This window comes from Sedimentitalea todarodis, from assembly GCF_032595355.1.
Classification (GTDB): Bacteria; Pseudomonadota; Alphaproteobacteria; order Rhodobacterales; family Rhodobacteraceae; genus Sedimentitalea; species Sedimentitalea todarodis.
Genome location: NZ_JASMWN010000002.1, coordinates 1 through 26109 on the forward strand (window position 1 = coordinate 1; position 26109 = coordinate 26109).

Consider the following 26109-nt stretch of genomic DNA (forward strand, 5'->3'; position numbering starts at 1 on the left):
TTCGCCGGGTCCGAGCGTGGCGGGCAGCGCGCCGCCGCCATGTATTCCCTGATCGGCACGGCCAAACTGAACGGTATCGATCCGCAGGCCTGGCTCGCCGACGTCATCGCCCGCATCTCCGTATCCGTCCGGTCTGACTGGTGTTGACTTATTCGGCCTTGATAGGAGACATTCTGTCGGTACCAGGTCGGAAAGTGATACTATGGTCGAACTACATTCGAACCATTGAAAGTCTCTTGGTCCGTATTCCTGGCGCAGTTGCTATCTACGGAGCGACCCCGAATGATGAACGTCAGGAAATAGCGCGGCGTTTTCAAGAAGACGCAGAAACGCGGGTTCTGATTGCGAACCCAGCCGTTGCTGGCACTGGTTTCACCTTCACCGCCGCCAGCTTCACAATTTACGAGTCGTTGTCTTGGCGCTACGACCACTATGCGCAAAGTCAGGATTGCAACCATCGCATCGGACAGACTGAACCCGTCACCTATATGAGGTTACTCGCTGCCGACACCATTGAGGAAGCCGTCGTGATCGCACTGGAACGCAAGTCCGCACTGGCACGTGGATTGCTTGGCGATGAAGGAGCAGACGCATCGGTGTCACAATTGTCACAGGCAGAAATGTGTGAGTTGCTTGCGTACAATCGCCTTCCTGAAAATGAAGCAACAGACCGCTCCACTATGGTGCTCTCGTAGACAATGCACCAGATCACGCCAAGGTAGCGACCAAATAGCGTATCTCACATTTGATCCCGGGACACAAAGCTAATGTCCTACGCAATAGGTTTTGAGTAACTATCTCAAATTAAATGATAATTTGGTGCGGGCGGTGCGCATTGAAGGCTTAAATCATCACGCTTCACCATGTATCAAATTTAATATACTTCAATAGCTTACGCTCAACCTCCCACTCCACGCTGTTGCATTCTGCTCCATACTATACCACATCCTGAGGGGGACGCTAAGGGGGACGGAATGACGAGAGCATTGAACAAGTTATCTGCGGCTTTCGTAAAGTTTGCGCCACTAGGAAAACACTCCGATGGCGGTGGTCTCTGGCTTCATCGACGAACCGATGGTGGCGGGCAGTGGGTTTTGCGCGTGACTGTTCACGGGAGGCGGCGTGAGATGGGGTTGGGTTCTGCCACCAACACTCCGTTAAAGCAGGTCCGAATTGAAGCCGAAAAATGGCGGGCAGTAGCCCGTGACGGCAAGGATCCGATTAAGGAACGCGAAAGACAGCGCCGCCTTGCCGAGCGCAGTATGCACATTCTGAGCGATGTGGCTCGCGATTGCTTCGAAACCCGCAAAGCCGAACTCAAGGGCGAAGGGAAAGCCGGGCGCTGGTTTTCGCCTTTGGAGCTGCACGTCCTGCCGAAACTGGGCAAGGTTCCCGTGGCGGAGATCGATCAAATAGATGTCAGAAACACCCTTTTGCCGATCTGGCATAGCAAGGCCGCAACAGCGCGGAAGGCTATGGAGCGTCTGTCGGTCTGCCTGCAACACGGCGCGGCACTCGGTCTGCACGTGGATCTGCAAGCCCCGGCCAAGGCCCGCGCCTTGTTGGGAGCCCAACGTCACAAGGTCACCCATATTCCGTTTTTACCTTGGCAGGAAGTTCCTGCTTTCTATGCATCGCTAGATCAGGACACCGTTACTAATCTTGCGCTTCGCCTTCTGATCCTGACGATTGGTACAAGGTCCGGTCCCTTGCGCTTTTTGCGAGAAGAACAGATTCACGATGATGTCTGGATTGTGCCTGCCGACGAGATGAAGGGAAAACGCAACTCCGGGTCAGACTTTCGTGTACCGCTGTCCCGCCAGGCAATGGCTGTGATCAACAAGGCGCGCTCCCACGAAAGGGACGGGTACCTGTTTCCCAGCGTTCGCAAGGGTGTAATATCGGATGCCACAATGTCTCGACTGATGGAAAGACGCGGTATGGAGGCACGGCCACATGGTTTCCGCTCCAGCTTTCGAACATGGTGTTCAGAGGCTGCAGAAGCACCTTGGGAGATCGCTGAAGAGTGTCTTGCACATAGTACGGGCGGCAAGGTGGAACGGTCCTACAAAAGGACGGATTTTCTGGAGCAGCGACGGAAACTGATGCAGCGATGGGCAGACTTTGTGGTGCCAGCATGAGCGCACAGTCGAAGTACATGGCAATCGCGAGTCTCGCTGATCGAAGACACCCGGAGCGAGAGCGTATTGACTGGCAGCACTACGAGGATTTGGCGAATCAGGAAACGGATACCGAGACCACATTGGTCTTTTCCGAAATGGCAAAGTCAAAGATAGTCGAAGCTCTTGATCTGATGGCCCGAAGCACGCTCGAAAAGTCGCAACGAGTCACACTAGAAGACCTAAAAGACCAGACCCAACTGATCTTCAGTATGATCAAGGACCTGCCCGATCAGGAAATTCTAGAAAACCCAGACTTGTTCGGGGCAAACAAGGAATTGGAGGAAGTACTGTTACAAATTCTAGGACATACGACATCGTCGGTAGACGTCGAGAAATCGATCCCACAACGAACGAGAATCTTCCTGAGTTACTTGCGCAATAGCCCGCAGGATATGACCATGCATTTGCCGTCTTCAGAGGCAATGGCCGCATACGAAATTCGTGAGGCTTTCAAAGTTTCAGGGATGAATATAAAAATCCGGCATACTCGTCCCTCCTCTATCCCAGAAGGTTGCGAGCCGATCAGTGCCTTCGAGAAGTTTGTCTTCGACTTCATACTAGTTGAGGTGGGGACAGATTCAAACGCCCGCAAGATACTCTACCGACGTCTTATTGAAGCTGACAAGGCAGTCCGATCGAAGAGATAAAATACTGCAATAAAATGATAAAAACCCGTCCGTGGCGAGCAAGGCATCCTGTGACATCCTGAGATCACCCAATACAGGAGATCACAGCATGACACGTTATCTAGCAGCAACCCAAGTTCAAGAGCGTTTCCAAATCAGCCGCTCCACTCTGTATCGCTGGCAAGTATGTCAAACGGTCGCATTCCCTCGCCCTGTAAAGATCGGTCACCGCATTCTTTGGCGTGAAGCCGACCTTACTGCTTTTGATGAGAAACTCGCCACCAGTGGCACGACCTGACGGTCTGCCAGACTCTGCGCAGCCGTTTCTGAGTCAACGAATGCCGCGCATCAATATCTGAAATCACAACAAAATCGGAGGCTCTTAATGAGCGAACAAAACAACGCCCCTGGGCGACGGTGCCATCATGTCTTCAAATTGGTCTTCGGACCCGAATTCGAAGCAGAATGGTCAGACACGACGTGGAGAGATACGCCATCCAAGGTCGTGGTCAGACCCGGAAAAGTCGCGACCCTCGTTGGATTTGTGGCCGCCGATGGCGAAGCACGGCGCGGCTTCCTGCTTCTACCGGATGAGGCGATCCACCTCGGTCTCAGTCTGCAACGCAATGGCGCCCTTTCAAAGGCTATGGGGGATTTCACATGAACCTTCCCCCACGCTTTCTGAACTGGCGCATAGTCGATGGGCGCAAGGTGCCCTGTCGTGCGGATGGAACCATATGCAACGCTCACGCCCCTGCGAACCATACGGACTTTGCGACAGCATCGACGTCACAATACGGTGTGGCTTTCGACGTCCGTGCCGAGGACGGTCTGTTTTTTCTGGACATGGACAAGTGTCGGGACGACGCGGGCAACTGGACCGCCAAAGCCACGGCTATATTCACATCGTTCAATGGTGCGTGGGGCGAGGTCTCGCAGTCCGGCAAGGGTCTACATATCATGGGGCGCTGCGATCCGTCGCGTCTCGCTGATAGAAGGAACAAGTGGGATGGGTGGCTTGAATTTTATACGGACGGCCGGTTTGTCGCTTTTGGTGGAGCCGGATGGGCACCCATTGGTGGCGAAGCCAGACCGGACCAAGACTGGACCGACCAGCTCCTGAAATTGGTTCCTGCGCGCAAACATCGTGGGGAACTTCCCCGAGGTGTGGATGACCGCTACACAGGCAACTGGACTGATGAAAAGTTGATTGAAAGGATGTTCGCTGCGAGTGGTGGTGCCGGGGCAGCGTTCGGGCTCAAGGCGACCGTGCGTGATCTATGGGATGCCAAGGCGGACATCCTCGGGCGCCTCTATCCCGCGTTCGACGGCAAGGGTGACTTTGACCACTCGTCGGCTGATGCGGCACTCATGGCGCACCTGGCGTTCTGGACCGGCAAGGACATGCCCCGCATGGACCAACTGTTCCGACGCAGCGCACTGATGCGCGAGAAATACGAGAAGCGCGCAGACTATCGGCGCGATACAATCCAAAACGCAGCACGTCTGTGCGAAGAAGTCTATTCCGTTGGCGGAAACGGACAATCGGCTGACGAAACCCAGAACGGTTGGGAGCCTTTACCGTCAGCCTTCACACAAGCAGACCTGTTGCCAGCCCCAATGCTTGAATTGGCGGCGTTTCTACCCCCTGCCCTCGCGCAGTGGATCGATGATGCCGCAAAGGCTAAGAGCGCGCCGCCAGACTATGTATTCTTCGCATTCCTGAGCGTTTCGGCTTCGCTCATTGGCAATGCCCGCAAGGTCAGCCCCAAGCCGTCCTGGTCACAAGCAGTATCTATCTGGCCCATGTGCATCGGCAACCCTTCATCGGGTAAAAGCCCAGCACTGGATGCGGTAATCGACCCACTACGCGTGGTCGAAAATCCGATCCGAAAGAAGGCTGAAAGCGAGTTTGCAGAGTGGAAGTCGAAGAAGGCACTAGCGGACATGGCGGAAGACGGATGGAAAAAAACGGTAAGATTGGCATTTGCCAAAAATGAAACGCCCCCTGAAAAACCCAAAGCCATGACCATAGCGCCAGAACCCCACATGCCCCGTTTGATGGTATCGGATTGCACGATAGAGAAATTAGCAACGATTTGTGCAGCGCAGCCAAAGGGTATCTTGCAGTTTCGCGATGAGCTCTCCGGCTGGCTGCTGGGTATGGTTCGCTACAGCAACAGCAGTGACCGGCCTTTCTGGCTGGAAGCAAACGGCGGACGATCCTATTCGGTCGAACGTGTTGGCCGCGATACCGTTACTATTCCCAGGCTGCTTATCAACGTATTAGGTGGAATTCAGCCTGACAAGCTGAAGTCGCTCCTGATTGATGGTGATGACGATGGGTTGTTGGCGAGATTCATCCCTGTGTGGCCCGATTCCGTTCCCCTCGAAGATCACCTGGAGGGCTATTCAGATACTTTGGCGGTGAAGGTATTTGAACGCTTGTGTGGGTTAGAAATGTACACAGACGAAGCTGGAGATTCCATTCCGATCACTCGTGCCTTCGATGCCACCGCGCGCAAGGAGTTCCACGCCTTCCGCGAACGGTTAATCCAGTTGGAAGCCGACGCTTCCGGAGCACTGGTGCCCTTTCTTGGCAAGCTACCAGGACTGACCGCGACCTTTTCCCTACTAAGAGGGTACATTCGTTGGGCAAATGATAACAGCATGACCGAACCGGATATTGTCAGCAGTGATGATGTTGTCTCCTCAATAGCGCTCGCCGAACGCTATATCATACCAATGGCCCAGCGCTGCTATTCCGCATTTGGTGCAACCAAAGAGATATCCAACGCCGTAAGACTTCTCAATATAATCAAACAGCGCGGCTGGACGGAGTTCACACAGCGCAAGTTACAGCGAACTTTGGGCAACCGGATTTCCAGCGCACGCGAACTTGAAGCACAGATCAAAGAGCTGAAGGCTGTCGATGCCGTACGTGAAACCGTGTCACAGACAAACTCTCAAGTTGGCCGTCCGTCCAAACGCTTTGTCGTAAACCCCTACGTCTATCAGGAAGAATGAGAGACGACCCAAGTGACAAAATTGACAAAACCCATCCATCTCAAGAGTATTGTCAGTTTTGTCATCCTGCGTTGTGAAATTAGCTAGAATTTTCAGCCGCTAGAATTCCAGTGTGGTCGCGCGTTACCCTCGCCCGGTCACGCTGTGGGAGGACCCAAAGCTAACGATCTCGCCCGGCGTGGCGGATGACAGCGCTCGGCCGATTTCGGTAAAAAAAAGCTCTTCAATCAGAAATTTGCCTCGAATATTTGGGACATCGCTCCTGAAAATACCCGTTTGGCAGAAATAATCTGCGAAATAGCCGCTCCACGGAATGTTGTTCTGCCGACTTATCCGCTTTCCGCCGAATGGGAAGTTTTGCAACGAAATCGGCCCGAAGCCAACATCCGTCTACCTGTTTTACTGCTGTGATGCGGCCGTGCGCGGCATGAGCGAAATCTAGGGCTGAACGAACAATGGGAATGCGGACGAAAACGGGCTTTCACTGCATTTAGAGTTAAAGTCTAGTCCATTCCTTTCATCGCTGAACATCGAATATCTGTTCAACGAGCAGCTTCTTCAGTCATACACTCTCGTCCTCTAGTCATTTGAGCCGTCTATCATCGGAAACCGTCACGCCACCGCACTATTCTTTCCAAGCATAAGAGGTATGTTCTGACATCCCATATTTGCGGCAAGGGGCCCTCGCACCTCACACCAGAGTCACATTCAGCCAGAATGCCAATTATCTGCTCTCCGCCGTACCTCAGTCGCTTCTTTGCCGGTCGCTTCGTTGGGCCGGGCTCTGGTTCCAAGAGGGGGAAAATCTGATGGCAGGTCAGCGTCCCTGAAGCTATGGGAAGTCAATCAGAGGTTATAAGTGTCCTTGATTTGAGTAAGACACCGACCACGTGACATCTTCGAACGTCCTGGTCTAGTTTTGTTGAGTTCTTTACAAACGAATGTATCCCAAAGAATGTTGAATGCTTTGTTTTCCGCCGATGCATCCCAGTCTTCTCGCTGCCGCCAGTCAATGGCCCAGCGTCTACACATCTCGCCAAAGAGCTCTCGGTTGAACGTGAGTACCAGCGTATCTACAGCTTCCACTGTTCGCTGTAGCAATGCAAAATTAACCGCGATCCTTACTGGCTCGCTATATCGCTTCGCCTGAATCTTAACGGCATTCCGACCCGGTAGGATTCCTCCATTATGGACAATTCCGTGCCGCAAATGACAAACAATGTCATATTCCCCAAGCGGGCCCTCAAAAACGGAATCCTTCAGTGCAAAACGCAAGTATCCCTTAGAGGCCTTGGCAATTTCATCTTTGGAGCTGAAGGATAAGTGTTCAAAAGCGCTTCTCCTAAATTCTGAATAGCCGTGCCAGAGAACCCCTCCAAGATTGATCTGTTTTTCCGCTGCAACCTGCCTAGATATTGGGCAGGTCTCTAGCGTTGCCGAGAGGATGGATCGAAAATACGCTTCCGCCGCAGAAACCGAGCCTAGCAACAACAATCCGCCTAAGTGCGGATTCTGAGACAGCCTATGCGGCGTTCCATATTCGAGTAAACTGCGCGAGTGCTTGACATAAGCGTCTATTGGGCTGGGAGATCGGATCTCTTGTAGGAAAGCGTCCACTGACCCGATGCTGCTCGAAGACGGTGAGGCATTCACATAGTCCAATATCGAAAGAGTCATGAAACATGCTCTTCAGCATGACCAACAATTATTTGGGCTCTTATTTTCCCTACATATGGAATACCTAGAAGTGTCTCCTTATTAGCGTCAATTAGGATGTCACGGACTTTGCGAATGTTGGAGTTTTCTTTGATCCTCTTTTCCATTCGCTTGGAGATCGGAAGGGCGGAAATGTTCTGTTGAACAAGCGCTTCGTATGTTGAAGATGGCTTCAGTTGTGCTCCGCAATTAGAGCAAAACCTTGCTTCTGGATTGCTTCTTGGTGTGGCGCAAACATGGCACAAGGGTAGAGAAAGTACAAAATCATTTCTGTCTACATCCGCTCCCTCAAGGATCGAAGCGTTAGTAAGACGAGGCCACGCCTGATGTTTCGTAGCACGGATGACGGTCAAAAATGAGGATATGGATTTTGTTCTTCTGCCGACAATGATATTCTCGGCTGTGATATCACCAAGATGGACTTGATAATGCTGAAATGAGCCTTTTTCGCCTTTAAGTATTGACCCCGACGGCATGATAAGTCCGGAGTATTGTAGGAAACCAAATACCTTGTCGAGGTCGGAATCGACTGGCGACTTAACTGCAAATTGGAAGCCCTGTCTTTCAAGTTCTTTACCCTTATTGTATTCCTTAATTTGGGTGAGGATCGCCTGATATATTTTTGATCCATTCTGGACATAACTTGTGTAAGAGGGAAGTTTGGAGGTCAAGGAATCAAAAACAGCGTGTGACATGTCTCGACCTGTGCGAGACAGCCGTAAAATTTTGTTCTTATTCAAAGAACCGTCTGACGTTGTATAGGACTCTTGTGAATTGTAGATAGATCGAAGCATCCCCAGAAAGCCTCTTGGGATGCCGAAAGATGCGTAAGCTAGAAATCTTATATCTTCTTCGTTATCACTTACAAAGTTAAGCCCTGTATCCAAAAATCGCTTTTCTGCGAGTGAAACCATGAAATCTTCGTATTCAACTCCAGAAGGCCTTACCCAAGCATCGATCTGCTCAGCGTCGTGCCCTACGTGGAAACTGGCAGAATGAGACGTAATGCCAGGGTATACCGCAGCTTTTGGAGATATAAGGCGAGACTTTATCGCCCTAAAAAAGTCGAAAAAATCCTCTTGCTGTTTTTCTGAAAATGAGTGCGCGGCGTCATCAATTAGGATGACCACTCGGCTTAAGTTATTTTCAATAGCTAAGTCATCTACTAGTTCAATAAGGTAGCTGATCGTGAATTCGTCAACTAAGTCTCCATCCGCTCGACTCGCTTCGAGAGAATCAATCAACTTCGACAGCTTAGCCTTAGAGGGGAAATTTGCCGGAAATGATAGACTGGCTAACTGTTCCTTGGTGCCCCAAATCGCTGCGATCACTTTCAGCACCAACCAAGCCCTGAACCAATAAGATGCATTGGGGCCGTTAACGTAAAAAGGTTCGAGTTTGAGCGCCAATTTGAAATTCACGTAGACTGGAAGGGCCGAGTCATTCTCGCTTTCAAGAATCTGATAGAAAGCTTTCCTCATCAATGTGCTTTTGCCGCATCCCCTAGGGCCTATGAGTAGTTTTGCGCCGCCGCCTTTAAGCTTCCGGAGGATACTGGCCTCATAGGGATGCTCAGCAGCGAGCGCGAGGAACCGGTCTCTTTCAATATACTCAGCTTGCTCTACGAAGTTTTCTTCATAAGGCTGCAATTCATTCGGTTCGTCGTTAAGGCCGGTTGTTGTCATTGCCGTGCTTTCTAGTGTGATCCGAATTTGATCCGATTATCAGTGTATTGCTTCAGGTGGCAACAATGCAGCTTTATCCGACAACGTGCAACGACTAGAGTGTCCGTTGTTTGGGTCCTCTTTCCATCCGGCGGCTGGCTAGGTCGCAACAGCAGCTAAAGTCAGCTTGCCGCCTGCCGACCAATTCTGATCGCGGTTACGCACGACTCTAACGCAACGCCATGGGGGGATGGTGGGGTGGACATGAATTGTAGACTGCAGCATAACCTACTGTATTTATTTAACTTAGGTAAATAAATTGGTGCGGGCGGTGGGAGTCGAACCCACACGGGCACAAGGCCCAACAGATTTTAAGTCTGGTATGTCTACCATTCCATCACGCCCGCATCTGGCGTTGTTCTTAAATTTTCAGTTCCGGGCCTATATCGGGCCTGAAAACAGCCTCTTAGTCGCAACGCCTTGTTCCGTATGCGTTTTACCGCACAGACTCAAGGATTTTAAGTCTGGTATGTCTACCATTCCATCACGCCCGCACTGGCGCTCTTGTTACTGCAACAAATCCGGCACCTCAACGACCCTCGCGCGGTTAGGGGTAAATCGGTGCCAGTGCCGCATCTTCCTTGACTGCCTGCATCGCCACATAGGTCGATGTGCCTGCCACATGCGGCAGGGTCGAGATTTTCTCGGCCAGAACAATCCGGTATTCCGTCATCGACCGGGTCCTGATCTTCATCAGATAGTCAAATTTCCCTGCGATCAGATGCACCTGCTCGATCTCGCCGATCTTGGCCACAGCCGCGTTGAACGCCGCCAGTGCCGCTTCGCGTGTATCGTGCAGGCGGACCTCGACGAAGGCCACGTGATCCAGCCCCAGTCGGATCGGATCAATCAACGCGCGATACCCTGTGATCACCCCATCAGTCTCCAGCCGCCGCAGCCGTGTCTGTGTCGGCGACTTGCTCAACCCAATTCGCCGTGCGAGGTCTGCTATGCTGATACGACCGTCCTCTGACAGCACCTCGAGGATTCTGCGGTCATATCGGTCGAGACCCGGCCAGTCGTTTTGCATTGCCAATCACCAGTTCTTTGGGCCATTGACCCGCCATTTGCGAAAAATCGGGACAAACACCCGCATTATTCTGTGTATATTGCCCGAATAGCCCGGAGGCCAGACATGAACGCAACACCTACACTTCGTCACCGAATTGATGCCGAGAAATTCGCGGATGAAACCGCCGTCATCGCCCGCCTGGTCGAAAGCGCCGGGCTGACCGAGGCCGATCGCGCCGCGATCTGCGCCTCTGGTGCCGACCTTGTGCGCAACATCCGCGCCAGCACCGCACCGGGGCTGATGGAGGTGTTTCTCGCCGAATATGGCCTGTCCACCGACGAAGGCATCGCCCTCATGTGTCTGGCCGAAGCTCTGCTGCGCGTGCCGGATGCGGATACCATTGACGCTCTGATCGAGGACAAGATCGCGCCCAGCGATTGGGGCAAGCACCTCGGCCACTCCTCTTCTTCGCTGGTCAATGCTTCGACCTGGGCATTGATGCTGACCGGGAAAGTTCTGGATGACGACGCGCCCAGCCCGGTGCGCGCCCTGCGCAGCGCCGTCAAGCGGCTCGGCGAGCCTGTGATCCGCACCGCAACCACCCGCGCCATGAAGGAAATGGGCCGCCAGTTCGTGCTCGGCGAGAACATCAACTCGGCGATGAAACGCGCCGCCGGGATGGAAGCCAAAGGCTACACCTACAGCTATGACATGCTGGGCGAAGCCGCGCGCACCGAGGCCGATGCCGCCCGCTATCATCTCAGCTATTCGCGCGCGATTTCGGCCATCGCCACCGCATGCAATTCGGATGACATCCGTGAAAATCCCGGCATTTCGGTCAAGCTGTCCGCCCTGCATCCCCGTTACGAGGTTGCACAGGAGGCGCGCGTGATGTCCGATCTGGTGCCGCGCCTGCGCTCTCTGGCGCTGCTCGCGAAATCCGCCGGCATGGGGCTGAACGTCGACGCCGAAGAGGCCAACCGCCTCGCCCTGTCGCTTGACGTCATCGACCTTGTGCTGAGCGAACCGGCGCTTGCCGGATGGGACGGCTTCGGCGTCGTTGTGCAGGCCTATGGCCCGCGCGCCAGCAGCGTCATCGACGCGCTCTATGACATGGCCAACCGCCATGATCGCCGCATCATGGTGCGTCTGGTCAAGGGGGCCTATTGGGACACCGAGGTGAAGCGCGCGCAAGTGGACGGCATGTCCGCCTTTCCGGTCTTTACCCGCAAGCCGATCACCGATGTCTCTTACATCGCCAACGCCCGCAAACTGCTGAACATGACCGACCGGATCTATCCGCAATTTGCCACCCATAACGCGCATACGGTCGCGTCGATCCTGCATATGGCGACTGACGCCAAGACCTATGAATTCCAGCGCCTGCACGGGATGGGCGAAACCCTGCACCAGATCGTCAAGACCCAGAACGCCACCCGCTGCCGCATTTACGCGCCCGTCGGCGCCCACCGCGATCTCTTGGCCTATCTGGTCCGTCGCCTGCTGGAAAACGGGGCAAACAGCTCGTTCGTGAACCAGATTGTGGATGAAAACGTGCCGCCGGAAACTGTCGCGGCCGATCCGTTCGAGCAGATCAATATCGACGCACCGCCATTGCCGACCGGGATCGAAATCTACCAACCGGAACGCCCGAACTCTCGCGGCTTTGACCTGACACACGCGCCGACATTGGCTATGATCGACGAGGCACGCGGCCCGTTCAAGACCCACAGTTGGGCATCCGGCCCATTGTTGGCGGGCCCCACTGCCCCCGAAGCGGCGCAACCGGTGACCAACCCCGCCAACGGCACCCAGACCGGCACCGTCGCCCCGTCCAGCGCTGCGGATATCGAAACCGCGCTGACCAATGCACAGCCCTGGGCCGCCCCGGCCGCCGACCGCACCGCGATACTCAATGCCGCCGCTGACCTCTACGAGGCAAATTTCGGCGAGATCTTTGCGCTGCTCACGCGCGAAGCCGGGAAATCCCTGCTCGACGGAGTTGCCGAACTGCGCGAAGCGGTCGATTTCCTGCGTTACTATGCTGAGAATATCCCCGATGCGGCCCCCGCAGGCACATTCACCTGCATCAGCCCGTGGAACTTTCCACTGGCCATCTTCACCGGCCAGATCGCCGCCGCTCTCGCCACAGGCAATGCCGTGCTCGCCAAACCGGCAGAGCAGACCCCGCTGATTGCCCATTTCGCCGTCACCCTGCTGCACAAGGCAGGCGTACCGGCCACCGCGCTGCAATTGCTCCCCGGTGCCGGCATGGTCGGCGCGGCGCTCACCTCGGACGCCCGAGTGGACGGCGTTGCCTTTACCGGCTCGACCGCAACCGCGATGAAAATCCGTACTGCGATGGCCGACAATCTTGCTCCCGGCGCGCCCCTGATCGCGGAAACAGGCGGGTTGAACGCCATGATCGTGGACAGCACCGCGCTGCCCGAACAGGCGGTTCAGGCGATTGTCGAAAGCGCCTTTCAGTCGGCGGGCCAGCGCTGCTCTGCCCTGCGCTGTCTATATGTGCAGGAAGACGTGGCTGACGATCTGCTGGCGATGCTCAAGGGTGCGATGGATGCACTGTCGATCGGTGATCCCTGGTTGCTCTCCACTGACTCGGGGCCGGTCATCGACGATCTCGCGCTCAAGGGGATCAACGCCCATGTCGACGCCGCGCGCAACGACGGCCGCGTGATCAAGGAACTGCGTCCTCCTGCTGGCGGCACCTTTGTCGCGCCAACGATGATCTCGATCAGCAGCATCGGCGATCTGGAACGCGAGATTTTTGGCCCGGTGCTGCACGTCGTCCGCTTCCGCTCACGCGATCTGGACCAGGTGATCGCGGACATCAACGCCACCGGCTATGGCCTCACCTTCGGGCTGCATACGCGTATCGACGACAGGGTACAGCATGTGACCGAAGCCGTTCATGCGGGCAACATCTATGTCAACCGCAACCAGATCGGCGCCATCGTCGGCAGCCAGCCCTTTGGCGGCGAAGGCCTCTCTGGCACCGGCCCAAAAGCGGGCGGTCCAAACTACATGCCCCGTTTCTGCGCGCCCGACCGGCAGCAGGCGCCCTCCGATTGGGACAGACCCGCTGGCAAGCTGCCCGCCCCCGCCGGTGGCAAGACGCAGCCGCCCGCCCGTATCCTTCCCGGTCCCACCGGCGAGTCCAACCGGCTCAGCATGCTGCCGCGTGATCCGTTGCTGTGCATGGGTCCGGGTGCCGAGGCAGCGGATGCACAGATGCGCGCCGTGCAGGACCTTGGGGGTGTGGCGATCCGCTGCGACGGGCGCATCGATCCCGGCGCGCTCTCCGGCCAGATCGGAATTGGAGGTGTGCTGTGGTGGGGCGATGCCGATACCGCGCGCGCTATCGAACAGGCGCTGGCCCGCCGCGACGGACCGATCATTCCGCTGATCCCCGGCAAACCCGACATCGCGCGGGTGATGGGCGAACGCCACGTCTGTGTCGACACAACGGCAGCGGGCGGCAACGCCGCGCTCCTCGGCGGCAACGCCTGAAAGCGAGGCCCGAAAGCAAGGCCTGTCGGTCACATCGGTTGATCGGCAGGCCCACACTCATTGCCACCAGAACCCCGAGAAACAAGGCGAGCCAAGGTGGTAACCTTGAGCTGCTCCATCCCGAGCGTCTGAAACTCCAATTCATGATCGCCAAATCACATGGCATCAGGCAATGTAGCCCCGAGAATGATGCGGCCGACGGGGAACAGGATGGACAAGGTGAATTTTACCCGGATGAAGGACGGCACCAAGGAAGATTACGAATTCCTGACGTCCCATGAGATCGAATACACGAAGGGAACGGCCGATCGGCTTCTGCGGGCGCTGGAACAACTGGATGAGAGCCTGTCGGGCTATCAGGTGACGCGCCTGGGCCACTCGGTGCAATCCGCGACGCGGGCATGGCGGGACGGTGCAGATATCGATTGGGTCGTGGCAGTGCTCTTGCATGACATCGGCGACATCTTTGCGCCCTATAACCATGACGAATATGCCGCCACGATCCTCAAACCCTTTGTGCGGGAGCAATGCCGTTGGTGCGTCCAAGCCCATGGTGATTTTCAGATGCTCTACTACGGACATCACCTGGATGGGTTTGATCAGAACAAGCGGGACCGCCATCGGGGCCACAGATATTTCGACGACTGCGCCGAATTCTGCGAACGCTGGGATCAGGCAAGCTTTGACCCGGACTACAGTTCTTTGCCACTGTCGTTTTTCGCGCCGATGGTGCAGCAGGTTTTCGCGCGCACGGCCTATGACCCGGAGGTCACTCGGGCACCCGATCAGCCTCTGACCAACAGGGATATTGCAGCCGAACGCGCAAGACCGTGACGATTGCGTCCTGACGAAGGACCATAGGCGGTTCAGTTGCTCGGCGCGTGACCACTTGACCCCAATCCGCTTTCAGACCAGCGTCGCCGCATGTTTCCGATCCGCGATCACAACCCGTCGGGGCGCACGCCCTATGTTGTCTACGGCCTGATGGCGGCCAACATCCTGATCTTTCTCAGCTATGCGAGCATACTGAACGACAATCACGCGCTCTACAGTCTGTTCGACAGATGGGCGATGATCCCTGCAAGCATCAGCAATGGGATGAACTATCACACCCTCGTCAGTTCGATGTTCCTGCATGCAGGGTGGATGCACCTGATCGGCAACATGCTGTTTCTCTGGATCTTCGGCGACAACCTCGAGGACGAGCTCGGCCATGTCAAATTCCTCGCCTTCTACCTCGCCTGCGGCCTTGGCGCCGGGCTGGCGCATGTGCTGGCGGCCCCCTATTCCAATGTGCTTACGGTCGGTGCGTCAGGCGCAATTGCCGGTGTGATGGGCGGCTACCTGTTGCTCTTTCCACGCGCACGCGTCGATGTGCTTCTGATCGTGATCATCTTTTTCCGCATTTTTGCGATCCCCGCGTGGATCGTCCTGGCAGTCTGGTTCGCATTCCAGTTCCTTGGCGGACTTGGGGCTGACCCGGAAACCGGGGGCGTTGCCTATTGGGCGCATGCAGGTGGCTTTGTCATCGGGTTGGTTCTTGCGGTGCCACTCTGGCTTCGCCTCGGAGGACCGCGATTCTGGCAGCGAACACATGGACAACCACCGCACCCGGAGGCCAGCTATCGCCTCGGTGAAAGCAGCATACCGAAAATTCGCAGAAAATGACGCCCGAGGTGGAAGCCTTTGCCCAGTCCAAGCGCCTTCATCTTTGCAGGAAATACTCCCGCCGGAGGCACCTGTCACCAGCCGCTTGCGCTAACCGCGGATGACCTTTGCAAAACTGTCAAATATCGCCTCGTTTGCGCAGATCACCGCGCCATCCTCCAGGATGTTGCCGCGCGGCTCCATCGGCTGCAACAGACCACCGGCTTCGCGCACGATGACAACACCAGCTGCCAGGTCCCAGGCATTCAGCTGCCGTTCCCAGAAACCATCATACCGCCCCGCCGCAACATAGGCCAGGTCCAGCGCTGCGGAACCCCATCGCCGCACCCCTGCACAGCCCGGCAACACCCGTGCAAGGTCCTGCAAGGTTTCGGGCAAATCGGCGCGCCCGCCAAACGGCAGACCTGTAGCAAAAATACTCTCGATCATCCGATTGCGCCCGGACACTCGCAACCGGGTGTCGTTCATCCAGGCGCCTGCACCTTTCTCGGCAATGAACATCTCGTCCTTGGCGGCGTCAAAGATGACTCCGGCCACGACGTCGCCCTTGTGTTCCAGCGCGATCGACACCGCCCAATGCGGCAGCCCGTGCAGAAAGTTCGTCGTGCCGTCGAGCGGGTCCACGATCCAACGCCTCGTCGGGTCCTTGCCGTCGAGCGCGCCGCCTTCCTCGGCCAGCCAGCCATAGGTCGGGCGCGCGCCCAGCAATTCTTCCTTGATGATCGCTTCGGCCGCCAGGTCGGCCTTTGAGACAAAGTCTCCGGCCCCCTTCATCGACACCTGCAGGTTCTCGACTTCGCGGAAATCCTTGACCAGCGACCGGCCCGCCTTGCGCGCGGCCTTGATCATCACATTGAGATTTGCACTGCCTACCATATCACGCCGCTCCTGTCCGGGTCAGGCCGCGCGTATACGCCCCGCGAGGGAGCTTGCCAAGCGATCTCTGTCGGGTGTGACGCTGCGGCCGGCCCCTTGTCAAACCAGACGTGTACCGGCACCGTGTTCCCAAACTGACAACAAGGAAGTCGTCCATGACCGATCAGATGCATCACGTAGCGCTTGCCAGCCGCCCGACCGGCGCACCGACCGCGGAAAATTTCAACCACGAAGCGAAACCCGTGCCGGTCCCCGGCGCCGACGAGGTGCTGATCAAGGTCCATTACATTTCGCTTGATCCCTATATGCGAGGCCGCATGGATGACGCGAAATCCTATGCTGCGCCGGTGCCAATCGGCGGCACAATGGAAGCTGGCGGCGTGGGAGAGGTCATTGCCTCCAACAGCCCCGACTTCAAACCCGGCGACTTTGCATTTGGCATGCTGGGCTGGGCGACGCACGCGGTGCAACCGGCCAAGATGCTGCGCAAGCTGGACCCGGCGCAGGGCCCGATTACCTTGGCTCTCGGCGTGCTGGGCATGCCCGGCTTTACCGGTTGGCACGGGCTTACCGAGTATGGGCGTCCAAAGGCCGGCGAAACCCTCGTGGTGGCCGCAGCCACCGGCCCGGTCGGCTCGATGGTCGGCCAGGTTGCGAAATCGTTGGGCCTGCGCACCGTGGGCATTGCGGGTGGCGCCGACAAGTGCAAGCTGGCCACCGACACGTTCGGTTTTGATGCCTGCGTTGATCACCGCGCCCATGAAAACGCGGCGGACCTGCGCAAGGCACTCGCAGGCGAGTGTCCGGACGGCATCGACATCTATTTCGAGAATGTCGGCGGCAAGGTGTTGGAAGCGGTGTTGCCCCTGATGAACAACCACGGTCGTATCCCGATCTGCGGCATGATCTCCTGGTACAACGCCGGTGGCCTTGGCGCTGGCGCCTCGGATCAGGGCCTTACCGGGCCTGCAATCTGGCGGACAATCCTGATCAAGTTCCTGTCGGTCAACGGCTTCATCATCTCCAACCACTGGGACCGCTACCCGACATTCCTGGCGGAAGTCGGACCCAAGGTGGCCGCCGGAGAAATCGCCTTTCTCGAAGACATTGCCGAGGGGCTGGAAAATGCGCCGGACGCGTTCATGGACTTGCTGCAAGGCAAGAACGTTGGCAAGCAGATCGTCAAGATTGCCTGAGCCGGCGCCGTTTCCGGAACGTAGGATCTGACCATGGCCCGCCAGTTTTGGCGGGCCTTTTCACAGTATTGGTTTGAGGTGCGAAACCAATTGGTCCGCGATCGCTTCATGAGCCTGCGGACCCAGGGACAATTCTGCAATCGGTGCCTGCAGTGGCCCGAAAAACATGCCATCCAGATCACCGGACTGACCGGCAGCTGCAACGGATACTTCAATCACTCCCCCGGAATTCTCGGACAGCGCCTCAAGCATCGAACGGGTAATCATCAACGGATCACCACCCAGGCTCGCCTGCGCCCCCCCGGTTTCAGGCGGATCATGCCGCACCCACAAGAGCCGGGTTTGCGCACCGATTCGATCCAGCAACAGCCGCATCCGGGCAAGCCACGCCTGCTGGATCTGCTGTCGAACGGCGCGGAACCTGTCGGCCGACAGATCGTGCAACGTGGTCAGCATGTGTTTGTTGAAATGGAACTCCATGAAATCCACTTCGGGATAGATCGCGCGCAGCGTGGGCGAGGCCGACAGGAATCTGTCATTTCGGCGCGGGTGCACGCGATAGAGCGCATTTGACATGTTCTGCGCGCCGCTGACTTGCAACACTACGAGTTTGGCCGCCCCCGCAATATCGAGAACGTCCTGATCGTTGAGCAACGCGTCGACCCCGGCGTTCGCGCAGCCAAGATTGACGCAGGTCAAGCCGATCTCGGATTCGGCCAATGCGACGAAGGGATGCATGACAAAACTGCCATATGTGTCACTGCTGCCCAGAAACGCGACATAGGGATCTCGCAGCGACCTGCGCGGCCCCCGGACCAGCAATCTAGACGTTCTGTATCGACATGGGATGTCGGCAAGCGCACGCGCGCCTGATACTTCAAAGCTCATATTACCCACCAAATTTCAGTTCACCCAACCCCAGTGATCGCGGGAAGAGGTTGCGATTCGGCTAACCTGCAAATTTGATGCAAAACGATATGAATACAGCCCCTTGTCCCTGACCGGCTGCGACCGATATGGTCGGGCGATACAAGGCGGAAGGCGGAGCTATGACAATCAAGTCAATCGGCGTGATCGGGGCAGGACAGATGGGCAACGGGATTGCCCATGTAATGGCGTTGGCCGGGTATGACGTCATGCTGAACGATATCAGCCAGGATGCTCTGGATGCTGCGATTGCCGGTATCGACGGCAATATGGGCCGGCAGGTCGGGCGCGGCAAGATTACCGAAGCGGATATGCAAACCGCAATGAAGCGCATCGAAACCACGTTGTCCCTGCCCGATCTTGGCAGAACCGATCTGGTGATCGAAGCCGCGACCGAACGCGAGAGCGTCAAGAAGGCGATCTTTGCAGATCTGCAACCGCATCTGAAACCCGAAACCATACTGACCTCGAACACATCCTCGATTTCGATCACCCGATTGGCCAGTCGCACCGATCGGCCTGAACGCTTCATGGGCTTCCATTTCATGAACCCCGTGCCGATCATGCAATTGGTGGAACTGATCAGGGGCATTGCGACGGACGAGCCGACCTATACCGCCTGTCGCGAGGTTGTGGACCGGTTGGGCAAGACCGCCGCCAGTGCCGAAGATTTTCCGGGCTTTATCGTGAACCGAATCCTGATGCCGATGATCAACGAGGCGGTCTATACGCTCTACGAGGGTGTCGGGAATGTGAAATCCATCGACGAATCGATGAAGCTGGGGGCCAATCATCCGATGGGGCCGCTGGAACTGGCCGATTTCATCGGACTGGACACCTGCCTTGCGATCATGAACGTGCTGCATGACGGGTTGGCGGATACAAAGTACCGCCCCTGCCCGCTTCTGACCAAATATGTCGAGGCCGGATGGCTGGGCCGCAAGACGAACCGCGGGTTCTACGATTACCGCGGCGATGAACCCGTGCCGACAAGATAGGCGCACCTGGGCCGCGTCATGGCACCGTCAGAACGATCTTTCCGACATGCCCTTTGCGGGCGAAAGCCTCTTGCGCTTGCGTAATGTCCGCGAGGGGAAAGATCTCGGCAACCAGCGGCTTGATCTCTTCGCGCTCAATCCTCTGCATCAGGTTGGCAAACACCCCGGGCGCAAGCACCGTGCACCCGAAAAAACTGAGATCCTTGAGGTATAGCGTGCGTACATCCAGTTCTACGATCGGCCCTGCGATTGCCCCGGACACCGCATAGCGCCCACCGGGCCGCAGGACGTCCAGGAGCGTGGGCCATGTGGGGCCCGCTACCAGATCGACGACGACATCCACACTGTTCTCACAAAGTTCAGCGGCTAGATTATCGTCACGGCCCAGCGTTCTTTGCGCCCCCAGTTCGGTCAGGATTTTTGCCTTGGACGCGCTGGTCACCGCGATCACATGCGCGCCGCGTGCGATTGCCAACTGGACCGCGGCCGAGCCGACACCACCCGACGCACCGGTTACCAAGACCGTTTCACCCTCGCTTACCCCCGCGCGGATGAGCATGTTTTCGGCGGTTGAGTAGGAACAGGGAAAGGACGCAAGTTCCACATCCGTCAGATCGCTTTGGATGGGATGGGCATAGCGCGACGCCACGCGTGTGAACTGTGCAAACCCGCCATCGCATTCCGAGCCGAAATACCACGGCATTTCGAGCGGTTTGCCATTGGCTTCCCGCAGGCAGGGTTCGATCAGAACACGCTCGCCGATGCGGGCCTCGTCGATCCCGTCACCAACGGCGCTTATGTGCCCACAGATGTCCGCCCCCTGGATACGGGGAAAGCGCAGGGCCGTGCCTGCCCAACTGGCATCGCCTTCCTCGGCGTCGCCTTTGGAATACCAGCCGATGCGGGTGTTGATGTCGGTATTGTTGACCCCCGCTGCCGCGACGCGGATCACGACGTCACCTTTCGTCGGGGTTGGAACCGGCAGGTCGTCCCGCCACTCCAGCTTTTCGGGCCCGCCATGACCCGTGAGCGCCACGCCAAACATCGTTTCCGGTAGGGTCATGTTGTTCTCCCTGTTCATCCAGCGCATGAGCGGTTCAGAAACCGCAGCCCGTCACTCAGCCGGCGCAGGAACGCATGCACGATGAACGTGGGACACGGTGCTCGCGCCCGGCGAGTATCAGGGCTTGCCGAGATCCAAGGTGTGCTGGCGCAACCATGCCATGAACCCGCGCGGATCGGTTTCGAGCAGTTCCATGTCCTTGTCGCTGATCGGCTCACCCACGACCGGCGCCTGCGGTTTGTTGCAGGATCGGACGATCTCGTGAAGCAGGAGCCCCTGGCGCAAGATCGGAGAGACCTGGCAGGCAATCTGGTAAGCGCGCGAATTTCGGCCCGGAAAGAACAACGGCACGACCTTGGCACCCGACCTGCGGATCATCTTGGCCGTGAACACGTTCCACTCGCGTTCGACCGGGTCGCCGAACCAGCTGTCCGACGACATCACGACACCGGATGGAAACAACGCAACAACGCCGCCATTCTTGAGGTGATCCATGGCAGCAGCGCGCATTTCAACCATCTTTTTCTGCGCATCCGGGTCATGTGGAAACGGCACGGGAATCATGAAAGAGGTGGCGGCCTCGTCCAGCCCTGTCAGGACGGAGCGCGTGAGAATGCGGTAATCCTGTCGCACGCGTCCAATCAAATCCGCAAAGATCATGCCATCGACCATCCCGTGCGGATGGTTTGCAACCACCACCACCGGCCCCTCTTTGGGGATATTTGCAAGCTGCTCGGGCGGAGTCGTCAAGTCGATCCCCATGACATTCAGGGCACCGCGCCAGAATTTCTGCCCGCGATACTGATCATTGGATTTCTCAAACGCGCTGACCATACGCAGGATCGTGATCTTGCCGGTAAGCCACTCGATCGCCTTGATCGCGAAGGACGTCCATGGATCGTCAAAGGAATTGGCATATGTCAGCGTACGACGGTCATAAATCTCCCCCTGAGGCGGCTCTGCCTCGGGGAGTGCGGTCGTGCGCGTATCATGTGTGGAGTCCGCCAAATCGCTTTTCCCGTATCATGTCCGCCGGGCGGCGTCAGAACCCCTCGCCAAACTTGTCCGCAACCAGTGTTTCCAACGCATCCGCGAGTGCCTCAGCATCGGGACCGCTGGTCTGAACGTCAATAGTCGTTCCCTTGGACGCTGCCAACATCAAAAGACCCATGATACTGTCGCCAGAGGCCGACAGGCCGTCGCAAGAGACCTCTGCGCGCGCGTCAAAGCCGTCGACCACCTCAACCAGCTTGGCTGAAGCACGGGCATGCAGCCCCTTTTCGTTGACGATCTTGAGTTTGCGTTCGGTCATCTCGGTATTCGGCTTTCACTCGGAGCTAATGTTCTTGGCGAAGATGTATTTCTTACCAGCGTCGATAGCGATGCGCACAGCATCCGCAACCGGCTCGTCGCGATGTTTCGCCAGTTGGACGAGAAGCGGCAGATTGACGCCGAAAACGATGCGGCGTTTCTCCGGTCGCACCGCCTTGAGGGCAAGGTTGCAGGGAGAGCCGCCATGCAGATCGACGACCACGACGACGCCGTCGCCGGTATCAACCGCATCGGCGGCGTCACAGATTTCCTGTTCTACGGCGGCTCTGTCATGAACCGCTTCAATCCCGATGGCGCAAATTCCGTTCGGCTTGCCAATAATGTGCTCAGTCGCTGCAAGAAACTCTCTTGCAAGCCCGCCATGCGCCACGATCACAATTCCGATCAACTCGGCCCCTCGTCCCTCTTGCAGCCTTACAGCTCGCGGTGCCTAATTGACACCTGCTGTCCGTCGTCCGCAAGGGCTTTGGCCAAGGTTTCCGCAAGGAAAACCGACCTGTGTTGACCGCCGGTACACCCAAAGGCGATCGACAGGTGCGATTTACCTTCTTCCTGGTAGGCAGGAAGCAGCAGGCGGGTGAGATCAACCACTCGATCAAAGAACGGGGTGAAACGGGTATCTTGGCGGATATGGGCAGCGACGTTCGGGTCACGGCCATCAAGCGCGCGCAGGTTCTTGTTCCAGTAGGGGTTTGACAGGAACCGGCAATCGAACACCATGTCGATGCCCCGCGGCAGGCCGCGCTTGTAGGAAAACGACTGAACTGAAACCGCCAGTCGATTGCTGCCTGCCGCCGCGAACCAACGCTCGATTTCGGCCCGCAACTGGTGAACATTCAAGTCCGAGGTGTCGATCAGAATATCGGCGAGTTCGCGGATCGGGGCCATCAGGTCAAGATCCCGCTCGACTCCGATCTCCGGGCTTTCGGCGGGCGCCAGGGGATGCCGGCGGCGGGTTTCGGAAAACCGTCGCAGCAGGACATTGCGGTCGCAATCCAGGTAAAGAACCGTCAGTTCTGCACCTTCCTGCCTGCCCAGCCGCTCCACGAGCTCACGCAGCGCCGCCGTCGAAAAATCCCGGTTGCGGGTGTCCACGCCGAGCGCCAAAGGGCGATCAAGACCGGGGCCGTCGAGCAGGCGCGGCAGCAGGTGCAGCGGCAAGTTGTCGATCGATTCAAACTCCAGATCCTCGAGCACATTGATCGCGGTGGACCGACCTGCCCCGGAAGGTCCGGTGACCAGTACAACCGGTGTCGCAGCGCCTGTGTTTTGATCGGTCATGGGCTCTTCCGTCCGGATTTGAGAAACTGCATCAGAGCCGGTGCAAAATGCGGGCCACAAACCCGGTGCAACAGGGTGACAGGCTCCCCGAGCAGCTCCGTGGTGCGCGCTTGCGGCAATCGCGCAGTCTCTACCGTGTCCATATCCACCACAACCCCGATCACGACCGCGTTCGCCGGTTCGCATGTCAATATCCCAACGCCGCGCGCCTCGATCAGGCCCCGGATCGCCGGAGGAGCAGAGGCGCGAATGCCCGTCGCAGACCGCTCAAGAACAACCCGATCATCAGCGATCAAACTGGCTCCATACCCCATCAGGGACAAGGCCAAAGACGATTTGCCGCTGGCTGATGCACCGATGATCAGACACCCACGCTTTGCAACGGCGACACAGCTCGCATGCACGATGGTGGGCTCGGTGCCGTGCTGGCTTTGGTCAATGGCCATGACGTCAGATCGGAAGGCCCACGACAAAGCGCGCGCCCAGCGGTGCGGAAGTGATGTCAGCCTCGGTCGGGCGGATGTTCTCGGCCCAGATCACGCCGCCATGCGCTTCGACGATCTGTTTGGAAATCGCCAGCCCAAGGCCGGAGTTGTTGCCGAAATGCTCTTCCGGACGTTGAGAATAGAACCGTTTGAATACTTTGGAGAGGGAATCGTCGGGAATGCCCGGACCGGTATCCTCGACCACAACAAGCACACGGTTCTCGCGCTTGCGGGCCCAGACGCGGATCGCATCGCCATCTTCGCAAAAGGAAATCGCGTTGGTTATGAGATTGACGAATACCTGCGCCAACCGCGCCTCGAGCCCCTGAATGACGACCGGCTTGTCCGGCAGGTCGGTGATATAGTCGATGTTCTTGCTTTTTGCATCCTCGCCGAGAAACTGGTTCAGGTTCTCGATCATCTTGACGAGATCGAATGTCTCCTCGTCTTCCTTGACCAGTTCCGCGTCAAGCCGCGAGGCGTTGGAAATATCGCTCACCAGCCGGTCAAGACGGCGCACATCATGCTCGATGACACCCATCAGCTTTTCCCGCTGATCCTCGCGATTGACCATGCGCAGCGTGCCGACCGCTGATTGCAGGCTGGCCAGTGGATTCTTGATTTCATGTGCCACATCGGCGGCGAACTGTTCATTGCCTTCGATACGATTGTAGAGCGCGCCGACCATCCCGCGCAGGGCACGCGACAGGCGTCCGATCTCGTCTGGTCGTCCGGTCAGATCTGGAATGCGTATTCGTCCCAACTGGCTGTTGCGGGCGTTCCGGTCGCGACCCAGCTCTGCGGCCTGCGCCAGGTCGGCCAGCGGATTGGCGATGGTGGAGGCCAGAACAAGGCTCAGCCCCACCGACACAAGAGTCGCGATGACGAACATCTGCAAGACCCGCTCCCGTTCGCCCCGCACCAGTGCGTCGATTTCGCCAGATGGGCTGGCCATGCCGACGCTGCCAACCACGCTTTTGCCACGCATGATCGGGGTAACTGCGGAAATGACGGTTGCACCAAAGAGATCCTGCCCGGAATCTACACGTGTCTGACCGTCTTCTGCTCCGGGGATCATTCCGCGCAACTGTGTCTCGACCGAACCGCGGACATCGTTCTGTTTGGCCGCAAACGGCCCGGAGACCATCGCCCACAGCGCGGTGAGGCCGTCACTGATATAGGTTCTGCCCGCCTCCTTGGGCGCAAGGGCGGTCAGCGCAGCACTCTGGTTGGTGCCTTCGGTCTGCCCGATGAGCATTTGCTCATTGTCAAACACGTAAACTTCGATCCCGTTGCGCAAGTTTAGGGCACTCAACATCGTGGCCACGCGCTCGCGTTCTGCCGCCAGCGATATCGGGCCAGTTTCCGGCAGCTGGGCCTCGAACACGTTGGCAACCAGCTCCGCGTCACCGACCAGTGCGCTGGCACGTTGCAACACCAGATTGTCGCGCGTCCCGTTGAGGTAGAGAATTCCGGCGACAAGAATGTTCAGAGCAATGAGATTGAACATCACGATCTTGCGGGTCAGCGGAGAGGTTCTCAGCGACAGGAAACCGCGCCCGGCGCGGCGGGCACGCAGACCCTCTTCGTCCACGCCATCCGGCGACACCCAATCATCACCGAGCACCACATCACCGCTGCGGCGTCTCTTGTTGGAGGAGTCTGTGTTGCGCACGAGCGTCCTTTCAGCGGGGCTCATGAAAGGGGCTTACTCTTCGTTGTACCGGTAGCCGATCCCATAGAGCGTTTCGATCGCCGAGAACTCGCTGTCCGCCGTGCGCATCTTCTTGCGCAGACGCTTGATGTGGCTGTCGATGGTCCGATCATCAACATAGACCTGGTCATCATAGGCCACATCCATGAGTTGATCGCGGCTTTTGACAAAGCCGGGTCGCTGGGCGAGCGCCTGAAGCAGCAGGAACTCCGTCACCGTCAGTGACACGTCCTTGCCTTTCCAGCTGACCGAGTGGCGCAGCGGGTCCATCTTCAGCTCTCCGCGCTCAATGACCTTGGCCTCCGGACCGCTGCCGTCGGCATCGCGATCCACGGCCTCCTGCCGCCGCAGGAGCGACCGTATGCGTTCAACGAGAAGCCGTTGGGAAAAGGGCTTCTTCACGTAGTCGTCGGCACCCATGCGCAACCCAAGTACCTCGTCGATCTCATCATCCTTGGACGTGAGAAAAATCACAGGCATCTGGGTTTTCTGGCGAATCCGCTGCAACAGTTCCATCCCGTCCATGCGCGGCATCTTGATATCCAGAACCGCAAGATCGGGCATCTTCTTGTTAAAGGCCTCGAGCGCCGCCAGACCATCGTTATAGGTTTCCACATCGAACCCTTCTGCCTCGAGCGTCATCGAAACCGACGTCAAGATATTCCTGTCGTCATCTACCAATGCGATCTTTGACATAAGAACAGCCTCTCTTGTTGACCCACGCGCTACAGATTTAGCCAAGTCTTCGTG

The 26109-nt window shown here is 57.3% G+C and carries 24 protein-coding genes, 1 tRNA gene and 1 pseudogene; 12 read left to right on the forward strand and 14 right to left on the reverse strand.

Annotation, left to right across the window (positions count from 1 at the left end):
• The 7 genes and pseudogenes from QO231_RS02685 to QO231_RS02715 form a co-directional block, all read left to right on the forward strand.
• Positions 1-120, forward strand: a pseudogene (locus QO231_RS02685) (transposase domain-containing protein); the annotation flags it as partial.
• A 20-nt stretch (positions 121-140) separates the two neighbouring features.
• Positions 141-695, forward strand: coding sequence for a DEAD/DEAH box helicase (locus tag QO231_RS02690; protein ID WP_316773089.1), 555 nt, complete (start codon positions 141-143; stop codon positions 693-695).
• A gap of 279 nt (positions 696-974) precedes the next feature.
• A complete protein-coding gene (locus QO231_RS02695) occupies positions 975-2141 on the forward strand; it encodes a tyrosine-type recombinase/integrase (RefSeq protein WP_316773092.1) in 1167 nt (388 codons plus the stop codon).
• Positions 2138-2830 (forward strand): hypothetical protein, encoded by a 693-nt coding sequence (locus tag QO231_RS02700; RefSeq protein ID WP_316773094.1) that lies wholly within the window; start codon positions 2138-2140, stop codon positions 2828-2830. Before QO231_RS02695 ends, QO231_RS02700 begins: the two co-directional genes overlap by 4 nt.
• 88 nt (positions 2831-2918) lie before the next feature.
• Positions 2919-3107: a helix-turn-helix transcriptional regulator gene (locus QO231_RS02705; RefSeq protein WP_316773097.1), complete on the forward strand. Its 189-nt coding sequence runs from the start codon at positions 2919-2921 to the stop codon at positions 3105-3107.
• Positions 3108-3194: 87 nt separating this feature from the next.
• Positions 3195-3473, forward strand: coding sequence for a hypothetical protein (locus QO231_RS02710; protein ID WP_316773099.1), 279 nt, complete (start codon positions 3195-3197; stop codon positions 3471-3473).
• Entirely contained in the window at positions 3470-5836 is a 2367-nt protein-coding gene (locus QO231_RS02715) for a phage NrS-1 polymerase family protein (protein ID WP_316773101.1), read from the forward strand. The genes QO231_RS02710 and QO231_RS02715 overlap by 4 nt, the downstream gene beginning before the upstream one ends.
• A gap of 846 nt (positions 5837-6682) precedes the next feature.
• Here QO231_RS02715 and QO231_RS02720 read toward each other — a convergent pair.
• The 4 genes from QO231_RS02720 to QO231_RS02735 all read right to left on the reverse strand — a co-directional run bounded on the left by QO231_RS02720 (position 6683) and on the right by QO231_RS02735 (position 10306).
• Positions 6683-7513: a hypothetical protein gene (locus QO231_RS02720; protein ID WP_316773103.1), complete on the reverse strand. Its 831-nt coding sequence runs from the start codon at positions 7511-7513 to the stop codon at positions 6683-6685.
• Positions 7510-9237 (reverse strand): ORC-CDC6 family AAA ATPase, encoded by a 1728-nt coding sequence (locus QO231_RS02725; RefSeq protein ID WP_316773105.1) that lies wholly within the window; start codon positions 9235-9237, stop codon positions 7510-7512. Before QO231_RS02725 ends, QO231_RS02720 begins: the two co-directional genes overlap by 4 nt.
• Before the next feature lie 299 nt (positions 9238-9536).
• A tRNA-Leu gene (locus QO231_RS02730) sits at positions 9537-9623 on the reverse strand.
• A 200-nt stretch (positions 9624-9823) separates the two neighbouring features.
• Positions 9824-10306: an Lrp/AsnC family transcriptional regulator gene (locus QO231_RS02735; RefSeq protein ID WP_316773107.1), complete on the reverse strand. Its 483-nt coding sequence runs from the start codon at positions 10304-10306 to the stop codon at positions 9824-9826.
• Positions 10307-10411: 105 nt separating this feature from the next.
• Between QO231_RS02735 and putA the strand changes: the two genes are divergently transcribed.
• From putA to QO231_RS02750, 3 genes are all read left to right on the forward strand, one after another.
• Positions 10412-13819, forward strand: coding sequence for a bifunctional proline dehydrogenase/L-glutamate gamma-semialdehyde dehydrogenase PutA (putA, locus tag QO231_RS02740; protein WP_316773109.1), 3408 nt, complete (start codon positions 10412-10414; stop codon positions 13817-13819).
• Between the two features lie 210 nt (positions 13820-14029).
• Entirely contained in the window at positions 14030-14653 is a 624-nt protein-coding gene (locus tag QO231_RS02745) for an HD domain-containing protein (RefSeq protein WP_316773111.1), read from the forward strand.
• Positions 14654-14743: 90 nt separating this feature from the next.
• Positions 14744-15487: a rhomboid family intramembrane serine protease gene (locus QO231_RS02750; RefSeq protein ID WP_316773113.1), complete on the forward strand. Its 744-nt coding sequence runs from the start codon at positions 14744-14746 to the stop codon at positions 15485-15487.
• Between the two features lie 90 nt (positions 15488-15577).
• On the opposite strand, the gene QO231_RS02755 is transcribed toward QO231_RS02750, so the two are convergent.
• Positions 15578-16363, reverse strand: a complete 786-nt coding sequence (locus tag QO231_RS02755) for an inositol monophosphatase family protein (RefSeq protein WP_316773115.1) — start codon at positions 16361-16363, stop codon at positions 15578-15580.
• 155 nt (positions 16364-16518) lie between these two features.
• On the opposite strand from QO231_RS02755, the gene QO231_RS02760 reads away from it, so the two are divergent.
• A complete protein-coding gene (locus QO231_RS02760) occupies positions 16519-17559 on the forward strand; it encodes an NADP-dependent oxidoreductase (RefSeq protein ID WP_316773117.1) in 1041 nt (346 codons plus the stop codon).
• Between the two features lie 60 nt (positions 17560-17619).
• On the opposite strand, the gene QO231_RS02765 is transcribed toward QO231_RS02760, so the two are convergent.
• A complete protein-coding gene (locus tag QO231_RS02765; RefSeq protein ID WP_316773119.1) occupies positions 17620-18447 on the reverse strand; it encodes a DUF6473 family protein in 828 nt (275 codons plus the stop codon).
• Between the two features lie 161 nt (positions 18448-18608).
• On the opposite strand from QO231_RS02765, the gene QO231_RS02770 reads away from it, so the two are divergent.
• Entirely contained in the window at positions 18609-19484 is an 876-nt protein-coding gene (locus QO231_RS02770; protein WP_316773121.1) for a 3-hydroxybutyryl-CoA dehydrogenase, read from the forward strand.
• Positions 19485-19500: 16 nt separating this feature from the next.
• Here QO231_RS02770 and QO231_RS02775 read toward each other — a convergent pair whose 3' ends face one another.
• From QO231_RS02775 to QO231_RS02810, 8 genes are all read right to left on the reverse strand, one after another.
• Positions 19501-20547: an alcohol dehydrogenase family protein gene (locus QO231_RS02775; RefSeq protein ID WP_316773123.1), complete on the reverse strand. Its 1047-nt coding sequence runs from the start codon at positions 20545-20547 to the stop codon at positions 19501-19503.
• 117 nt (positions 20548-20664) lie between these two features.
• On the reverse strand, positions 20665-21555 hold the full coding sequence (locus tag QO231_RS02780) for a lysophospholipid acyltransferase family protein (protein ID WP_316773126.1): 891 nt from the start codon (positions 21553-21555) through the stop codon (positions 20665-20667).
• 34 nt (positions 21556-21589) lie between these two features.
• Entirely contained in the window at positions 21590-21859 is a 270-nt protein-coding gene (locus tag QO231_RS02785) for an HPr family phosphocarrier protein (protein ID WP_316773128.1), read from the reverse strand.
• Positions 21860-21874: 15 nt separating this feature from the next.
• Positions 21875-22267, reverse strand: a complete 393-nt coding sequence (locus QO231_RS02790; protein ID WP_316773130.1) for a PTS sugar transporter subunit IIA — start codon at positions 22265-22267, stop codon at positions 21875-21877.
• A gap of 26 nt (positions 22268-22293) precedes the next feature.
• Positions 22294-23160 (reverse strand): RNase adapter RapZ, encoded by an 867-nt coding sequence (gene rapZ / locus QO231_RS02795; protein WP_316773132.1) that lies wholly within the window; start codon positions 23158-23160, stop codon positions 22294-22296.
• Positions 23157-23606, reverse strand: coding sequence for an HPr kinase/phosphorylase (locus QO231_RS02800; RefSeq protein ID WP_316773134.1), 450 nt, complete (start codon positions 23604-23606; stop codon positions 23157-23159). Before QO231_RS02800 ends, rapZ begins: the two co-directional genes overlap by 4 nt.
• A 4-nt stretch (positions 23607-23610) precedes the next feature.
• Positions 23611-25344 carry a sensor histidine kinase gene (locus QO231_RS02805; protein WP_316773135.1) on the reverse strand — a complete coding sequence of 578 codons (1734 nt, stop codon included), beginning with the start codon at positions 25342-25344 and terminating at the stop codon, positions 23611-23613.
• Positions 25345-25353: 9 nt separating this feature from the next.
• Positions 25354-26055 carry a response regulator transcription factor gene (locus tag QO231_RS02810; RefSeq protein WP_316773137.1) on the reverse strand — a complete coding sequence of 234 codons (702 nt, stop codon included), beginning with the start codon at positions 26053-26055 and terminating at the stop codon, positions 25354-25356.
• Positions 26056-26109: the final 54 nt, after the last annotated feature.

Excerpts from the sequence above, each read along its gene's own strand:
- QO231_RS02695 (WP_316773092.1), top strand. The coding sequence starts at position 975 with ATGACGAGAGCATTGAACAAGTTATCTGCGGCTTTCGTAAAGTTTGCG.
- QO231_RS02700 (WP_316773094.1), top strand. The coding sequence starts at position 2,138 with ATGAGCGCACAGTCGAAGTACATGGCAATCGCGAGTCTCGCTGATCGA.
- QO231_RS02705 (WP_316773097.1), top strand. The coding sequence starts at position 2,919 with ATGACACGTTATCTAGCAGCAACCCAAGTTCAAGAGCGTTTCCAAATC.
- QO231_RS02710 (WP_316773099.1), top strand. The coding sequence starts at position 3,195 with ATGAGCGAACAAAACAACGCCCCTGGGCGACGGTGCCATCATGTCTTC.
- QO231_RS02715 (WP_316773101.1), top strand. The coding sequence starts at position 3,470 with ATGAACCTTCCCCCACGCTTTCTGAACTGGCGCATAGTCGATGGGCGC.
- QO231_RS02720 (WP_316773103.1), bottom strand. The coding sequence starts at position 7,513 with ATGACTCTTTCGATATTGGACTATGTGAATGCCTCACCGTCTTCGAGC.
- QO231_RS02725 (WP_316773105.1), bottom strand. The coding sequence starts at position 9,237 with ATGACAACAACCGGCCTTAACGACGAACCGAATGAATTGCAGCCTTAT.
- QO231_RS02735 (WP_316773107.1), bottom strand. The coding sequence starts at position 10,306 with ATGCAAAACGACTGGCCGGGTCTCGACCGATATGACCGCAGAATCCTC.
- putA (WP_316773109.1), top strand. The coding sequence starts at position 10,412 with ATGAACGCAACACCTACACTTCGTCACCGAATTGATGCCGAGAAATTC.
- QO231_RS02745 (WP_316773111.1), top strand. The coding sequence starts at position 14,030 with ATGGACAAGGTGAATTTTACCCGGATGAAGGACGGCACCAAGGAAGAT.
- QO231_RS02750 (WP_316773113.1), top strand. The coding sequence starts at position 14,744 with ATGTTTCCGATCCGCGATCACAACCCGTCGGGGCGCACGCCCTATGTT.
- QO231_RS02755 (WP_316773115.1), bottom strand. The coding sequence starts at position 16,363 with ATGGTAGGCAGTGCAAATCTCAATGTGATGATCAAGGCCGCGCGCAAG.
- QO231_RS02760 (WP_316773117.1), top strand. The coding sequence starts at position 16,519 with ATGACCGATCAGATGCATCACGTAGCGCTTGCCAGCCGCCCGACCGGC.
- QO231_RS02765 (WP_316773119.1), bottom strand. The coding sequence starts at position 18,447 with ATGAGCTTTGAAGTATCAGGCGCGCGTGCGCTTGCCGACATCCCATGT.
- QO231_RS02770 (WP_316773121.1), top strand. The coding sequence starts at position 18,609 with ATGACAATCAAGTCAATCGGCGTGATCGGGGCAGGACAGATGGGCAAC.
- QO231_RS02775 (WP_316773123.1), bottom strand. The coding sequence starts at position 20,547 with ATGACCCTACCGGAAACGATGTTTGGCGTGGCGCTCACGGGTCATGGC.
- QO231_RS02785 (WP_316773128.1), bottom strand. The coding sequence starts at position 21,859 with ATGACCGAACGCAAACTCAAGATCGTCAACGAAAAGGGGCTGCATGCC.
- rapZ (WP_316773132.1), bottom strand. The coding sequence starts at position 23,160 with ATGACCGATCAAAACACAGGCGCTGCGACACCGGTTGTACTGGTCACC.
- QO231_RS02800 (WP_316773134.1), bottom strand. The coding sequence starts at position 23,606 with ATGGCCATTGACCAAAGCCAGCACGGCACCGAGCCCACCATCGTGCAT.
- QO231_RS02805 (WP_316773135.1), bottom strand. The coding sequence starts at position 25,344 with ATGAGCCCCGCTGAAAGGACGCTCGTGCGCAACACAGACTCCTCCAAC.
- QO231_RS02810 (WP_316773137.1), bottom strand. The coding sequence starts at position 26,055 with ATGTCAAAGATCGCATTGGTAGATGACGACAGGAATATCTTGACGTCG.